At 65.9% G+C, this 13,913-nt stretch carries 14 protein-coding genes and 1 tRNA gene; 8 read left to right on the top strand and 7 right to left on the bottom strand.

All coding sequences use genetic code 11. The features are described from left to right. Nucleotides 1-116 precede the first annotated feature (116 nt). Nucleotides 117-593: a DUF3833 family protein gene (locus JQ580_RS26250; RefSeq protein ID WP_212283088.1), complete on the top strand. Its 477-nt coding sequence runs from the start codon at nucleotides 117-119 to the stop codon at nucleotides 591-593. A gap of 57 nt (nucleotides 594-650) precedes the next feature. Here the strand turns inward: JQ580_RS26250 and JQ580_RS26255 are convergent. Next, nucleotides 651-726 (bottom strand) — tRNA-Ile (locus JQ580_RS26255). Nucleotides 727-1,063: 337 nt separating this feature from the next. Continuing rightward, on the bottom strand, nucleotides 1,064-2,038 hold the full coding sequence (locus JQ580_RS26260; protein WP_212283089.1) for a Bug family tripartite tricarboxylate transporter substrate binding protein: 975 nt from the start codon (nucleotides 2,036-2,038) through the stop codon (nucleotides 1,064-1,066). A gap of 107 nt (nucleotides 2,039-2,145) precedes the next feature. Here JQ580_RS26260 and JQ580_RS26265 point away from each other — a divergent pair, with 107 nt between their 5' ends. Continuing rightward, nucleotides 2,146-3,108 carry a TAXI family TRAP transporter solute-binding subunit gene (locus tag JQ580_RS26265; protein ID WP_212283090.1) on the top strand — a complete coding sequence of 321 codons (963 nt, stop codon included), beginning with the start codon at nucleotides 2,146-2,148 and terminating at the stop codon, nucleotides 3,106-3,108. 181 nt (nucleotides 3,109-3,289) lie between these two features. On the opposite strand, the gene JQ580_RS26270 is transcribed toward JQ580_RS26265, so the two are convergent. Together JQ580_RS26270 and JQ580_RS26275 are read right to left on the bottom strand one after the other, a co-directional pair. Then, nucleotides 3,290-4,504, bottom strand: coding sequence for an ABC transporter substrate-binding protein (locus JQ580_RS26270; protein ID WP_212283091.1), 1,215 nt, complete (start codon nucleotides 4,502-4,504; stop codon nucleotides 3,290-3,292). Between the two features lie 100 nt (nucleotides 4,505-4,604). Then, nucleotides 4,605-5,498 carry a helix-turn-helix transcriptional regulator gene (locus JQ580_RS26275; RefSeq protein WP_212283092.1) on the bottom strand — a complete coding sequence of 298 codons (894 nt, stop codon included), beginning with the start codon at nucleotides 5,496-5,498 and terminating at the stop codon, nucleotides 4,605-4,607. Between the two features lie 286 nt (nucleotides 5,499-5,784). On the opposite strand from JQ580_RS26275, the gene JQ580_RS26280 reads away from it, so the two are divergent. From JQ580_RS26280 to JQ580_RS26290, 3 genes are read left to right on the top strand one after another with little or no spacing between them, the layout of a single operon-like run. After that, nucleotides 5,785-6,612 carry an ABC transporter substrate-binding protein gene (locus JQ580_RS26280; protein WP_212283093.1) on the top strand — a complete coding sequence of 276 codons (828 nt, stop codon included), beginning with the start codon at nucleotides 5,785-5,787 and terminating at the stop codon, nucleotides 6,610-6,612. Nucleotides 6,613-6,666: 54 nt separating this feature from the next. Continuing rightward, nucleotides 6,667-7,776: a molybdopterin-binding protein gene (locus JQ580_RS26285; protein ID WP_212283094.1), complete on the top strand. Its 1,110-nt coding sequence runs from the start codon at nucleotides 6,667-6,669 to the stop codon at nucleotides 7,774-7,776. 10 nt (nucleotides 7,777-7,786) lie between these two features. Continuing rightward, the gene (locus tag JQ580_RS26290) at nucleotides 7,787-9,736 is read left to right on the top strand and encodes a molybdopterin biosynthesis protein (protein ID WP_212283095.1); all 1,950 of its coding nucleotides are present in this window, start codon (nucleotides 7,787-7,789) and stop codon (nucleotides 9,734-9,736) included. 26 nt (nucleotides 9,737-9,762) lie between these two features. On the opposite strand, the gene JQ580_RS26295 is transcribed toward JQ580_RS26290, so the two are convergent. After that, nucleotides 9,763-9,969 (bottom strand): hypothetical protein, encoded by a 207-nt coding sequence (locus tag JQ580_RS26295; protein WP_212283096.1) that lies wholly within the window; start codon nucleotides 9,967-9,969, stop codon nucleotides 9,763-9,765. Nucleotides 9,970-10,013: 44 nt separating this feature from the next. Between JQ580_RS26295 and JQ580_RS26300 the strand changes: the two genes are divergently transcribed. Beyond that, on the top strand, nucleotides 10,014-10,379 hold the full coding sequence (locus JQ580_RS26300) for a hypothetical protein (RefSeq protein WP_311982493.1): 366 nt from the start codon (nucleotides 10,014-10,016) through the stop codon (nucleotides 10,377-10,379). A 5-nt stretch (nucleotides 10,380-10,384) separates the two neighbouring features. On the opposite strand, the gene mobA is transcribed toward JQ580_RS26300, so the two are convergent. Both mobA and JQ580_RS26310 read right to left on the bottom strand, forming a co-directional pair. Then, complete coding sequence (gene mobA / locus JQ580_RS26305; RefSeq protein ID WP_212283242.1) at nucleotides 10,385-11,020, bottom strand: molybdenum cofactor guanylyltransferase MobA; 636 nt, start codon at nucleotides 11,018-11,020, stop codon at nucleotides 10,385-10,387. Then, on the bottom strand, nucleotides 11,007-11,897 hold the full coding sequence (locus tag JQ580_RS26310) for a formate dehydrogenase accessory sulfurtransferase FdhD (protein ID WP_212283097.1): 891 nt from the start codon (nucleotides 11,895-11,897) through the stop codon (nucleotides 11,007-11,009). Before JQ580_RS26310 ends, mobA begins: the two co-directional genes overlap by 14 nt. A gap of 212 nt (nucleotides 11,898-12,109) precedes the next feature. On the opposite strand from JQ580_RS26310, the gene mobB reads away from it, so the two are divergent. Beyond that, a complete protein-coding gene (mobB, locus tag JQ580_RS26315) occupies nucleotides 12,110-12,637 on the top strand; it encodes a molybdopterin-guanine dinucleotide biosynthesis protein B (protein WP_212283098.1) in 528 nt (175 codons plus the stop codon). Between the two features lie 9 nt (nucleotides 12,638-12,646). Then, nucleotides 12,647-13,903, top strand: a complete 1,257-nt coding sequence (locus JQ580_RS26320; protein ID WP_212283099.1) for a molybdopterin molybdotransferase MoeA — start codon at nucleotides 12,647-12,649, stop codon at nucleotides 13,901-13,903. Nucleotides 13,904-13,913 lie beyond the last annotated feature (10 nt).

Genomic DNA, 13,913 nt, shown 5'->3' on the forward strand with positions numbered 1-13,913 from the left:
GATGGACGGAGGAATCTGCAAATTGCAGGCGCCCAGCGGACTAGGCGGGATTTCCATCCAGAGGAACCCGGTGCCGAGCGGCGGCTTATGTCGTCATCCAACTCGGAGGAAAAGCCATGGCCATAGATGCGTTCGCTGGCACCACGCCGGTATTCCTCCCGGAGCGTTTCTTCGTGGGTCGCTTGGAAGGATGGGTGGTGGTTGAAAGCCTTGTCGGCGGGCTTTTGAAGCGAGCGACGATCAGGGCTCATGGCGAGTTGGACGCGGACACCGACACCGTCGTCCTGACCGAGACCTACACCTTCGATGACGGCCATAGCGACACGCTGCGCTGGACGATTCACAAGGTCGGCGAAGGCCGGTACACCGGCCACGAGAATCGCCTGGAAGGCGAAGCCACCGGCGAGCAGGCCGGATGCGCCTTTCACTGGAAGTACACGCGCGACACGCCCCAAGGCGATGGCAAGTCGTTCAAGCTGAACTTCGATGACTGGTTCTACGCGATCGATGACCACGCCTGCATCGTGCGCGGCAGCGCCGGGCGCGCCGGCATTCCGTTTGCGACAGCGCATGTTGCGTACAAGAGGATTTGAGCTCTCGAGTGAGGGTAGCTACGCACTCGGCGTAGATTGATTTCAGGCACGAATCATTGGTGGGCCCGGCAGGACTCGAACCTGCAACCAGACCGTTATGAGCGGCCGGCTCTAACCATTGAGCTACAGGCCCCGCCGCGAGCGGCTCGCGGGAACGCGCGGCCGGCAACGGTGCGCGGTTCGTTTACAGGGATGGGGGCGGGGGTGCAATGCTGGCTCGGGCGGGCGGGAAACGTCGGTGCGGCCTCGCGAGTGAGTTTCGGATAACCGAATTTTGCAGAAATGCCTGCATACTCCTGTTTTGCCCGACGGCGCAAATCGTCCCTGCAGCGGGCCGCTTTTTGCTGCCGGTAACCCATTGAATTTATTGGGGCCTTCTACTGTGCATGGGGTTGTTTTGCGACTTTTGGGGTGTGGAGGGGGACCAGCCGCCCCCTCCGATGCCGTAACCGCCTTGGGGCCGAGCCGCGCTAGTCCACCGAGACCCCGGCGAACTCCACCACCTTGCGCCACTTCTCGGTCTCATCAGCGACCAGCTTGCCGAACTCGGCCGGTGTCATCGGCTTGGGGATGCCGCCGACTTCAGTGAGGCGCGCGACCACCTTCGGGTCCTTCAGCACGTCGCCGACGGCCTTGTTGAGGGTCTCGACCACTTCGCTCGGCGTGCCCTTCGGCGCGGAGATGCCGTAGAAGCCGACCGATTCGAAGCCCGGCACGGTCTCGGCGATCGCGGGCACGTCGGGCACGCTCGGCCAGCGCTGCGGCGAGGTCACGCCCAGCGCGCGGACATTGCCGCCCTTGGCCTGCTCCAGCGCGGAGGGCAGATTGTCGAAGATCAGCTGCACCTTGTTGGAGATGATGTCGGGGAAGGCGATCGCCGATCCGCGATAGGGCACGTGGATCATGTCGCACTTGGTCATCGCCTTGAACAGCTCGGCCGACATGTGCACCGAGGTGCCGTTGCCGGAGGAGGCATAGGAGATCTTGCCGGGGTTGGCCTTGCAGTAGTCGATGAACTCCTGGACCGTCTTCGGCGGGAACGCGTTGGAGACCACCAGCATGTTGGTGAGCTGCATGATGCTCGCCACCGGCACGGTGTCGCGGATGAAGTCGAACGGCAGCTTCTTGTAGAGCGAGGTCGAGATCGCATTGTTCGGCGCGACGAACAGCAGCGTGTAGCCGTCGGGGGCTGCGTTGATCGCGGCTGCGGCGGCGATGTTCCCGCCTGAGCCCGCCTTGTTCTCGACGATGAATTGCTGGCCGAGCTTGTCCGACAGCGCCTGCGCCATGATCCGCGCCACGATGTCGACGGGGCCGCCGGCGGCGAAGCCGATCATCCAGTGCACGGGGCGTTCGGGATAGGCGGCGGACGCGGGAGGCGTGGCGCTGAAAAGAGCTGAGAGAACCGCGAGCCCGAAAACACCTTGACGCAAAATTCGCAACATGACGCCTCCCATTGTTCTATTGTCGTTGAGGGGCATGCTTTCACAAATCCGGGCCGCTGCCTACTTCGCCGCAAGTCGGTGTTGACGCAGGCCCGCCGGGAATGACCATGAGATTCGCGACCACCCTTCTCGCAGCCGTGCTGCTCGCAGGCCCCGCTGCCGCTCAAACCGGAGGCACCGCCATTTCGACGACGACGATTAGTCTTGGCACTGCTACGCCGGGCGGCGGCTTCCCGCTCTATGGCAACGCCTTTGCGGAGGTGATGAACGCGGCCGATCCGCAGATCGCCATCGCGCCCCGCAACACCAAGGGCAGCAGCGAGAACATTCCGCTGCTGGAGAAGGGCGAGCTCGATCTCGCGCTGGTCGCGGGCGAGCCGGCCTATGAGGCCTTTGCCGGCATCGGCCGCGCGCCCGTGCGGCTGAAGATACTGACGGCGATCTATTCCAACCCCGGCATGTTCGTGGTGCGCGCGGACAGTCCTTACAAGACGATCCGCGATCTCGTGGGACAGCCCGTCGCATTCGGCGCCAAAGGCTCGGGCCTGCCGATCCTGGCGCGCTACGTGCTGGATGGGCTCGGCCTCAAGCAGGACGAAGACTTCAAGGCGGTCTATCTCGACCGCGCCGGCGACGGCCCCGCGATGGTCGAGGACGGCCGCGTCGCCGCGCTGTGGGGCGCCGGCATCGGCTGGCCCGGTTTTGCAGCGGTCGCATCGAGCGCGTCAGGCGCGCGCTTCATTGCCCCCAGCGCCGAAGAGATGACGCGCATCCGCGCCAAGCATGCGTTCCTGAAACCGCTCCTGGTGCCCGCGTACAGCTACCCGAAGCAGGACGCGCCGATCGCCTCGCTGGGATCCTGGAGCTTCGTGCTGACCCGCGAGGATCTGCCTGACGATGTCGCCTATCGCCTCGCGAAGACGCTGCACGGTGTCGAAGCGGTTTTCTGCAAGAAGCTCGCCCAGGCCTGCGAGACCACGGCCTCGAACACGGTCGCGGCAGCGCCGAGGCCGGAGCTGATCCATCCGGGCGTCATGAAATATTTTCGCGAGATCGGCGTGGTGAAGTAGAACGCGCTTTCTTCCTTCTCCCCTTGTGGGAGAAGTTGGCGCGAAGCGCCGGATGAGGGGTTCTCTCCGCGCGTACAAATTGAGAGTTCGACTCGCGGAGAGAACCCCTCACCCGGCTGCGCTTCGCACAGCCACCCTCTCCCGCAAGGGGAGAGGGTGCACCGTCAGCGCGGCTACATGATCACTTCTTCACCATCGCACACGCCGGGTCCGGCGGCCCGAACGCCTTGTCGCCGGAGATGGTCGTGAGGATCTTGTAATAGTCCCACGGATATTTGCTCTCCTCCGGCGTCTTCACCTGCACCAGCCAGAGGTCGTGCACCATCAGATTGTCCTCGCGCAGCTTGCCGTTGCGGGCGAAGAAATCCTCGATCGGCTTCTCCCGCATCTTGGCGGCGACCTTGAGCGGATCGTCGGTGCCGGCTTCCTTGATGGCGTTGAGATAGTGCATCACGGAGGAGTAGACGCCGGCCTGCCACATCGACGGCATCTTGTTCAGCTTGGCGAAATAGCGCTTCGACCATTCGCGGGTCTTGTCGTCCATGTCCCAGTAGAACGAGGTGGTCAGCAGGAGGCCTTGCGCCGCCTGCAGGCCGAGGCCGTGGATGTCGGTGATCAGCGCCAGCAGCGCCGCCATCTGCTGGCCGCCCTTGAACACGCCGAACTCCGAGCCGGTCTTGATCTCGTTCATGTTGTTGGGCGGACCTGCCGCAATGCCGATGATCTTGGCCTTGGACGCCTGCGCCTGCAGCACGAAGGAGGAGAGATCCGGCGTTGCCAGCGGCGGCTTCACCGAGCCCAGCACCTTGCCGCCATTGGCGGTGACGACGGCGGAGGCGTCGCGCTCCAGCGAATGGCCGAAGGCGTAGTCGTCGGTGATGAAGAACCAGCTGTCGCCGCCGCGCTTGACCACGGCATCCGCAGTACCGACCGCGAGCGCTCGGGTGTCGAACACCCACTGCATGGCGTAAGGCGAGCAGAACTTGCCGTGGAAGTCGGCGGTTCCGGTGGAGTGGGTGATGAACAGCCGCTTCTTCTCGTTGGCGATGTTCTGCACCGCGAGCCCGACCGCCGAGACCGGCACGTCGACGATCAGGTCGACCTGCTCCACGTCGTACCAGCGCCGCGCGAGCGAGGCGCCGATGTCGGCCTTGAGCTGGTGGTCGCCGACCACGATGCTGATCGGCTTGCCGAGCACCTTGCCGCCGAAATCGTCGATCGCCATCTGCGCCGCCGTCACCGAACCCTGGCCGGTCGGCGCGGAGGCCGGGCCGTTCATGTCGGTGAGCACGCCGATCTTGACGATGTCGTCGGAAAGCTGCGCCGACGCCGCGCCGGACAGCAGCGCCGCCGTCAAGGCGACCGCGACCGGCAGTCCAAATCTGATTGGATTCACGCTTGTCCTCCCCTGATCCGGCACGTTGGCCGTTGTTGCCCCGGGTGTGCCCCCGGCTGAATTGGTTTCTTTTGCAACTATTTGGGGGCGTGCGTCAATGTCAGGCTGCGAAGCGGATCTGTCCTGCGGGGGAGGGATCGTAGCCGGTCAGCTCCTCGGCGCGCTGGCGCAGCCGCCGTTCGTTGAGGAATCCGCTCAGGGCCCGCATGGCCGGGCGGAAATAGCTGCGCTGCCGCATCGCGAGGTCGAAATTCTCCCAGACCAGCGGCACGAAATCCAGGCCGGCCGAACGCGCGGCGGCGCGCGTGGCGATGCCGCAATCGGCCTGGCCGGCGCGGACCAGTTCGGCGAGATCGGGTCCGGTTAGGGCCGACGTCTCGACCCGGCGCAAATCCCGCGTCGAGGCGCCGGCGCGCTTCAGGAGCAGGTCGAGCAGCATCTGCGCGCCCGTGCCCTGCTGACGCATCGCCATCCGGGCGCCGAGCGCGAGCACGTCCGTCAGGCCGTGCAGATGCCTGGGATTGCCCTGCGGCAGCACGAGGCCCTGTTCGCGGCGCGCGAATGCGACCAGCACCGCATCATGCAAATCCGGCGCGGCGCGCAGCGCTTCGACACTGGCATCCCCGGTGAGATCGTCGGACGCATCAAGGCGGTGGAAGTGTATCGCTGCCGCCATCACCTCGTTGCGCTGCAGGCGCTCCAGCCCGCGCACGCTGCCCTCGCTCATCGATCCCAAGCCCGATCCGGATTCGCGCAAGGCCCAATCCAGCAGTTCGTCCTGGCTGCCGCCCACGACCGGCGGCGGCTCCGCGATCAGCATGCCGGCCGGACGCGCGAGGCCCGAGAGGACCCAGAGATCGAGTTCGTGGCGCGGGAAGAGCCACTTTCCGGTCACCTTGGTGCAGGGGATCGCGCCGGTGGTGACGAGTTCGTAGAGCTTGCGTTCGCCGAGCCGAAGATAGTCGGCGGCTTCGCTGGTCGTCAGGAATTCCATCCTGCATTCCTATGCAAATTCTTGCTTCTTTTTGACGTTCGACGCAGTCGGAATTCTGCATTTCAATTCCCGTCCGCGGGACCATGCCTGATCATCTCGCCGCTTTGCAACACATCCCGGCGCGCGATCCCGGCTTTGGTGAACGATCTTGAATCGCTCGCGCGGTGTGCAGGATGCCTCGCAACGTTGCCGTTATTTCCCGGATGATGTGCGCAAAAAGCAGGCGCGTCACGAGTGCGGCGCAATCGGCCGTCATCATGATCGGGTCATAGATAGGAACCTGACCATGGGCCGCTTGTTCGTCGTCTTCGCGCTCCTCTGCGGCATCGCCGGCGGCGTCGCGGCCTCGTCTGCGGAGGACCGCAGCATCGTCCTCGCCACGACCACCGCGACGCAGGAGTCGGGCCTGCTCGACTATCTGCTGCCGATCTTTCGTGACAAGACCGGCATCGAGGTGACCGTGATCGCGCGGCGCGCCGACGCGGTGCTCGACGGGCCGCGACGGGGCGAGGCCGATGTCGTGCTGATGCATGCGCGGCCCCAGGAGGAGAAATTCGTCGCCGACGGGTTTGGCGTGAAGCGTTTCGACGTCATGTACACCGACTATGTGCTGATCGGGCCGAAGAGCGATCCCGCCGGCGTCAAGGGCAAGGACATCGCGACGGCGCTGAAGGCGATCGAGGCCAAAGGCGCCCCGTTCGTGACGCGCGCCGATCGCTCGGGCACCCACGCCGCGGAGCTGGCGCTGTGGATCGTCGCCGGCATCGACGTCGCCGCCGCCAAGGGCGCCTGGTACCGCGAGGTGGGGCAGGGCATGGCCTCGGCCCTCGATGCCGCGCGCGCCGCGAATGGCTACGTGCTGTCGGATCGCGGCAGCTGGATCGCGTTCAAGGATCGCGGCGATCTCGACATCGTCGTCGAAGGTGACCGGCGGCTGCTCAATCAGTACGGCGTGATGCTGGTGAACCCCGAGAAATTTCCGGACGTGAAGAAGGATCTCGCGCAGAGCTTCATCGACTGGCTGACATCGCCCGAGGGGCAGACGGCGATCGCCGGCTACAAGGTCGACGGGCAGCAATTGTTCTTTCCCAATGCGGACAGGTCGGGCGGCTGAGGCCTACATCGCCGGCGGTTGCCAAACCGGGCGATGCGTGGTCCACCATGGCGCATGACCCAGCGCCTGCCGCCATCGCTGACATCGCTCGACGCCGCGCTCGCCGCGTTGCTGAGCGGGCTCGAGCCGCTTGCACCGGTAGAGTTGCCGCTGACAGAAACAATCGGCTGCATCGCAGCGGGCCATTCGCTGCTGGCGGCCTATCCGCCGCACGACATTGCCGCCGCGGACGGCTGGGCGTTGCGCGCCAACGATCTCGTCGGCGCATCCTCCTATTCGCCGCTGGCTTTGACACAGGCACCCTTGTGGGTCGAGGCCGGTAACGCGATGCCCGATGGCTGCGATTGTGTGCTCGATGCCGACGCAATCGATGCATCGGGGCCGCTCGTGCAGGTGCTGGCGGAGGGCGTGCCGGGGCAGGGCGTCAGGCGTGCCGGCGGCGACATCGCGGAGCGCATGCCGGCCGGCGCCGAGGGCCTTCCGGTCGGCGCAGCCGATCTGCTGCTCGCGCGCATGGCCGGTCTGGACAAGCTCTTCGTGCGCCGGCCCCGGCTGCGCATCGTCAACGTGCCCGGCGCAACGGCAACGATGCTCATGATCGCCGGGATCGCACGCGCTGCGGGACTGGATGTGCAGACGTCCGAGGCCGCGGCGCGGGATGCGGGGTCGATTGCCGCGGCGCTCGATATGTCTTCTTGCGATCTGATCCTCACCGTCGGGGGCAGCGGCGTTGGCCGCGCCGACGCGGCCGTCACGGCGCTGGCCCAGCGCGGTCATGTGATCGCCCACGGTGTTGCGCTCCAGCCCGGGCGGACTGCCGCCGTCGCGAAGCTTGGAAAGGTTCCCGTCGTCGCCTTGCCGGGCTCGCCGGATCATGCGCTGGCAGCGTGGCTCGCGCTCGTTCTTCCGCTCATCGACCGACTGTCGGCGCGCCGGCCGCGCCGGCAGGTGAGCCTGCCGCTGGCGCAAAAAATTGCCTCCAGTGTCGGCATCGCGGAGATCGCTTTGCTGGCGAGGGAACAGCGTGGGTGGATGCCGCTCGCCGTGGGGGAATGGCCGCTCCACTCCATTGCCCGTGCGGATGCATGGCTGCTCATTCCCGCGAGCGACGAGGGATTTGCGGCGGGGGAGCGGGTCGATGCCTATCTGATGCGGGAATGGTAAGAGTTTTCGCATGTCGATGAACCCGCAATCGCAGATCCGCAGCGCCCTCGAACAAGAGCAGTTCCTCAAGATCCTCTCGCGTGAGGAGGCCCTGGCGCGCTTCGAGGCCGCATTGTTCCCGCGCGCCGTTCCGAGCGAGCAGCGCAAGCTCGGCGATGCGCTCGGCCTGGCGCTGGCCGAAGACATCACCGCGCCGATCGACGTTCCCCCGTTCGATCGCTCCAATGTCGACGGTTTTGCCGTGCGCTCGGCCGACCTTGCGGTGGCATCCGAAGGCGCCCCGCGGCGCCTCACGCTGAACGGCGAGAGCATTCACTGCGGCGTTGCGCCGAGGATGCAAGTGGCAGCGGGAACCGCGACGCCGATCGCCACCGGCGGTCCCTTGCCGCGTGGTGCCGACGCGGTCGTCATGGTCGAGCACACCCAGCCAGCTGGATCCGATGCGATCGATGTGCGCCGCGCCGCCTCGCCGGGGCAATTCGTGTCCTACGCCGGGTCCGACATCGCGCGCGGCGAGGCGCTGCTGCGCGCCGGCACTATCATCGGCTCGCGCGAGATCGGCATGCTGGCCGCGTGCGGCATTGCCGAGGTGAACGTCGCGCGCAGGCCGCGGGTGGCCGTGATCTCCACCGGCGACGAACTGGTTCAGCCCGGCGAGGCGCTTCCGCCCGCCGCGATCTACGATACCAACGGCGCGATCGTCACGGCTGCGATCGACGAGAACGGCGGCGAGGCAGTCTTCCTGGGTGCCATTCCAGACGATGAAGCGAAACTCGAATCCGCGATGCGCAGGGCACTTGCCGGTACCGACATGCTCGTGCTGTCCGGCGGTACCTCAAAAGGCGCCGGCGATCTGTCCCATCGCATCATCGGCCGGCTCGGCCGGCCCGGCATCGTCGCGCACGGCATCGCGCTCAAGCCCGGCAAGCCGCTGTGCCTTGCGGTGTGCGACGGCAAGCCGGTGGTGATCCTGCCGGGCTTTCCGACTTCGGCGATGTTCACCTTCCATGACATGATCGTGCCGGTGCTGCGCAAGCTGGCCGGGCTGCCGCCGCGCGCCGATGCAAAGGTGAGCGCAACCGTGCCGGTGCGTATTGCCTCCGAGCTCGGCCGCACCGAATTCGTCATGGTCTCGCTTGTCGAGGGCCGCGACGGTCTGATCGCCTATCCCTCCGGCAAGGGGTCTGGTGCGATCACGTCCTTCGCGCAGGCCGACGGCTTTTTGCGGATCGATGCGCTCGCCGACCAGATGCCGGCGGGGACCGAAGCCGAGGTGACGCTGTTCACGCCGCATGTACGTGTGCCCGATCTCGTCATCGTCGGCAGTCACTGCACTGGCCTCGATCTCGTCACTGCACAGCTCGCGCATGCGGGCCTTAACGTGCGTTCGATCTCCGTTGGCAGCCTCGGCGGACTCGCGGCCGCCAAGCGCGGCGAATGCGATCTCGCGCCGATCCATCTGTTCGACGACAAGAGCGAGACTTACAATTCGCCCTACCTTGTCGAGGGGCTCGAACTCGTGCCCGGATGGCGGCGGATGCAGGGCATCGTGTTCCGCAAGGGCGACAGGCGTTTCGAAGGCCTTGATGCGAAACAGGCCGTCGCCGCGGCGCTCGCTGATCCCGCCTGCATCATGGTCAACCGCAACCAGGGCGCCGGCACCCGCATGCTGATCGACCGCTTGCTCGACGGCGCGCGCCCGGAAGGCTATTGGAACCAGCCGCGCTCGCACAACGCGGTTGCCGCGGCCGTCGCGCAGCACCGCGCCGACTGGGGCATGACCATTGCGCCGGTCGCCCATGCCGCCGGCCTCGGTTTCATTCCGTACGCGGAAGAGCATTACGACTTCGCGCTGGTGACGGCGCGCAAGCAGCGCCCGGCCGTGCAGGCGTTACTCGAGGCATTGGGCTCGGACGAGGTGCGTGCGGCGTTGGAACGGGCGGGCTTCCGGCCGGCCTGAACGAACTTATCCCAAAAAGCTTGCCGCTACGACGTTCTGACCATCATGGCAGCCTCGCGCGCCCGCGCCTCGACCTCCGCGAGCGCACGCTGCGCGCCAGGGGGCGGAGCCGTCGGGTCTGGCGGGACCTCGACGATGTCAGGCTTGCTCCGCTTGGTGCTGTCGATCGTTTCCGACAGATCGACGGCGAAATCGACAATCGTGAAGATGGCATTCAGGAAATCGTCGGTCATGGCTCATCCGGGCCGCGTCACAATATTGGTCGCTGCCGGCCTTGGTGCGGTTCGAACGGCGCCATGAACTCGGATGGCTGCAGCCGCGACCAAGAAACATGATCCAAGCCATGGCCACGCCAGCCGTCTTCAATTTCCGCAAGGCTGCGACCCTCGTCGCCGCCGCCGGAACGCTGTTCTGGCTCTATACCTTTTATTTCATCGCCCAGGTGCCCCAGGGCGACGGCACCGGCTTTCAATGGCTCGCGGTCTTCCCGCTCGGAATGATCTTCGCGTTTTTCTTCCTGCCGGCCTGGCTGCTGATCGCGCTCCATCGGTTGCCGCGCGTGACCACGGCCATCGGCCTCTGCGGGCTGGTCGCCTTTGCGGTCGTCTGGGCACAACTCCTCAATGAATTTCCCAAATCATAAGGCGGCTAGGCCGCGTCATCCAGCGCCGCCAGCCGCTCCGCTTCGGCGATGTCCTCGACCGTGTTGGCGTTGAAGAACGGATCGAGCGGCTCGACCGGCCAATTCACCGTCGCGAGCGGATAGCGCGCGGTCCAGCGGTCGATCTTGCGAAGATCCTCGACGACCAGCGCATGCCTGAGATCGTCCCGCAAGGCGACGTGCCACAGGCCGACTACGGGATGCGACTGCCCGCCTGATGCGGCGACCGCGAGCCGTGCGTTCTCGCGCTCGCGTGCATCGTGCAGGCGCGCGACGAGGTCGCGGGGAAGGAACGGGCAGTCGCCTGCGACGCTGAGCACCCATTCGACGCCCGGTCGATTTGCTGCGGTCCAGTCGAGCGCCGCGAGAATACCGGCGAGCGGACCGGGAAAGCCGGGCACGTCGTCGGCGACGACCTGCAGGCCGAAAGATGCGAAACGCGCGGGATCACCATTCGCATTAAGGATTAACCCGCTGCATTGTGGTGACACGCGCGCGATCACGCGCTCCAAAATGGTGCGGCCGCCGATGGTACGCATCGGCTTGTCGCCGCCGCCCATGCGCCGCGCCAGACCGCCGGCGAGCAGCACGCCTTGCGTTCGCGGAATGTCAGTCGTCACCAGCTTCACCCTTGCGCTTGTGCTTCGCCGACTCTTCCTCGACGTAAGCGAGATCCTGGTCGTAGACGATGCGCTCCTCGCCCGCGAGCGCGATGAAGCGCTTGCCGCGCGTGCGTCCGACCAGCGTCAGCCCGACCTGTCTTGCGAGATCGACGCCCCAGGCGGTGAAGCCGGAGCGCGACACCAGGATCGGAATTCCCATGCGGACCGTCTTGATCACCATCTCCGAGGTGAGCCGCCCCGTGGTGTAGAGGATCTTGTCGCCAGCATCGACGCCGTGGCGGTACATCCAGCCGGCGATCTTGTCGACGGCGTTGTGGCGGCCGACGTCCTCGGTGTAGCAGAGCGGCGCGCCTTCCTTGCACAGAACGCAGCCGTGGATCGCGCCGGCTTCGAGATAGAGCGAGGGCATAGTGTTGATGGTCTGCGTCATCCGGTACAGCCAGGATGTGCGCAGCTCCGCCTTCGGCAGCGCGACGCTCTCGACAGCCTCCAGCAAGTCCCCGAAGGCCGTGCCCTGTGCGCAGCCGGATGTCTGCGTGCGCTTCTTCAGCTTGGCTTCGAAATTGGTGTGATGTGTGGTGCGCACCACGACCACCTGGAGGTCGTCGTCGTATTCGACCTCGGTAACAGCGTCGTTATATTTCAGCATGTTCTGGTTCAGCAGGTAGCCGAGCGCCAGATATTCGGGATAGTCGCCGATCGTCATCATGGTGACGATCTCCTGCGAATTCAAATAGAGCGTCAGCGGCCGCTCCATCGGCACCTTGATCTCGATCTTGGCACCGGTCTGGTCGGTGCCGGTCACGCTCTGGGTCAGGCGCGGGTCGTCCGGATTGGGGAGGATCAGGGGCACTGGGGCTTTGTCGATCTTCATCATGGCCGCGAGGTTAGCATGACATTCGGGTCAAGCCGATATAAGCATGGGCGAGAATAGGTGAATCCCTCCGTTCGTCATTGCGGGCGTAGCGAAGCAATCCGACTACTTCCGCGCTGACAGTCTGGATTGCTTCGTCGCTACGCTTCTCGCAATGACGGGGAGGGAGCGGTGGTTCCACCACAGACCATGCGGCTTGCTGAGACGGAGCTGGAATGAAAGTCATCGGCCTTGCAGGCTGGAGCGGTGCGGGCAAGACCACGCTATTGACGCGGCTGATCCCGCACTTCATCGCGCAGGGCCTGCGCGTTTCGGTCATCAAACATGCGCATCACCAGTTCGACGTCGACGTGCCCGGCAAGGATTCCTGGCGCCATCGCGAGGCCGGTGCAGCCGAGGTGCTGGTGGCGTCGTCAAACCGCTGGGCTCTGATGCACGAGTTGCGCGGGGCGGCGGAGCCGCGGCTGCCGGAACTCCTGGGCAAGCTGTCTGCGGTCGATCTCGTGGTGGTCGAGGGCTTCAAGCGCGAGCCGCATCGCAAGATCGAGGTGCATCGCGCGGCGAACGGCAAGCCGTTGCTGTTTCCCGACGATCCCGGAATTGCCGGGATTGCCGCCGACACTGCCATTGACACCGGGCTGCCGACTGTCCATCTCGACGATATCGCGGCGGCCGCGGCGCTGCTGCTGCGCGCGGCGATGCCGGTCGAGGAAGCGGTGGCGAAGAGCGCCGCGATGCGCTGACGAGGCACCATGGCGCAACTCTCGAACGATTGCTTTGCCTTCGGCGGCCCGATGATGTCGGTCGACGAGGCCGTTCGCCTGATCACGACACGCGTCGAAGCGATCGCCGATATCGAGACGGTCGCGCTGGTCGAGGCGGACGGGCGGGTGCTGGCGCGCAATGTCGCAGCGCCGCTGCCGCTGCCACCCTTCACCAACTCGGCCGTCGACGGCTACGCCGTGCGTAACGCCGACATTCCGCAAGCTGCGGAGCGGGCATTCCCGCTCGATGGCCGCATCCAGGCCGGCGGCCTTGCGCAGGCGCCGATCAAGCCGGGCCACACTGCGCGCATCTTCACGGGCGCGCCGATGCCTCCGGATGCCGAAACCGTCTTCATGCAGGAGGATGTCCGCATCGACGATGCCGGAAAGATCGTGCTGCCGTCGGGGTTGAAGCCCGGCGCAAATGTTCGTCCAGCAGGCGAGGACATCGCGAAGGGGCACGTCGCGCTGCGCGTCGGCCAGCGGCTGCGGCCGCAGCATGTCGCGCTTGCCGCTGCGTTCGGTTTGACCCGTCTCGACGTCGTCAGGCGCATCCGTGTCGCGGTGTTCTCCACCGGCAACGAGTTGGCCTCGCCCGGCGAGCCGCGCGCGGCCTCGCAATTGTTCGATTCCAACCGCTTCATGCTGATGGCGATGCTGCGCCGCCTCGGCTGCGAGGTCAGCGATCTCGGCATCCTGCGCGACGAGCGCATTCCGCTCGCCAATGGTTTGAAGCAGGTGGCCGGCTCTCATGATCTGGTCCTCACGACCGGGGGCGTCTCGACCGGCGAAGAGGACCACATCAAGGCGGCGGTCGAGAGCATCGGCTCGCTGGTGATGTGGCGGATGGCGATCAAGCCCGGTCGGCCCGTGGCGATGGGTATCATCGACGGCACGCCTCTGATCGGATTGCCGGGCAATCCGGTCGCGAGCTTCGTCACCTTCGTCCACGTGGTGCGGCCGACGGTGCTGGCGCTGGCGGGTGGGCTGCCCGAGCCGCTGTTGCCGATCCCGGTGCACGCTGCGTTCACCTACACGAAAAAGATCGGACGCCGCGAATATGTGCGCGTCTCCCTGCGGCGCGCGCAGGACGGTCGGCTGGAGGCCGTCAAGTTTCCGCGCGAGGGGGCGGGGCTGCTGTCCTCGCTGGTCGAGACAGACGGCCTCGTCGAACTCGGCGAGAGCATCACGCAAGTCGAGGCGGGGCAGGACGTAGGCTTTTTGTCCTACGCCGATCTGCTGTAGAGACTTGCGT

The sequence above is a fragment of the Bradyrhizobium sp. SZCCT0148 genome, assembly GCF_018129985.1.
GTDB lineage: Bacteria > Pseudomonadota > Alphaproteobacteria > Rhizobiales > Xanthobacteraceae > Bradyrhizobium > Bradyrhizobium japonicum_H.

Coding starts and splice junctions, on each gene's coding strand:
- JQ580_RS26265 (WP_212283090.1), top strand. CDS start 2,146: ATGAGATTCGCGACCACCCTTCTCGCAGCCGTGCTGCTCGCAGGCCCC.
- JQ580_RS26295 (WP_212283096.1), bottom strand. CDS start 9,969: ATGACCGACGATTTCCTGAATGCCATCTTCACGATTGTCGATTTCGCC.
- JQ580_RS26320 (WP_212283099.1), top strand. CDS start 12,647: ATGGCGCAACTCTCGAACGATTGCTTTGCCTTCGGCGGCCCGATGATG.
- mobB (WP_212283098.1), top strand. CDS start 12,110: ATGAAAGTCATCGGCCTTGCAGGCTGGAGCGGTGCGGGCAAGACCACG.
- JQ580_RS26275 (WP_212283092.1), bottom strand. CDS start 5,498: ATGGAATTCCTGACGACCAGCGAAGCCGCCGACTATCTTCGGCTCGGC.
- JQ580_RS26285 (WP_212283094.1), top strand. CDS start 6,667: ATGACCCAGCGCCTGCCGCCATCGCTGACATCGCTCGACGCCGCGCTC.
- JQ580_RS26290 (WP_212283095.1), top strand. CDS start 7,787: ATGTCGATGAACCCGCAATCGCAGATCCGCAGCGCCCTCGAACAAGAG.
- JQ580_RS26250 (WP_212283088.1), top strand. CDS start 117: ATGGCCATAGATGCGTTCGCTGGCACCACGCCGGTATTCCTCCCGGAG.
- JQ580_RS26260 (WP_212283089.1), bottom strand. CDS start 2,038: ATGTTGCGAATTTTGCGTCAAGGTGTTTTCGGGCTCGCGGTTCTCTCA.
- JQ580_RS26310 (WP_212283097.1), bottom strand. CDS start 11,897: ATGATGAAGATCGACAAAGCCCCAGTGCCCCTGATCCTCCCCAATCCG.
- JQ580_RS26280 (WP_212283093.1), top strand. CDS start 5,785: ATGGGCCGCTTGTTCGTCGTCTTCGCGCTCCTCTGCGGCATCGCCGGC.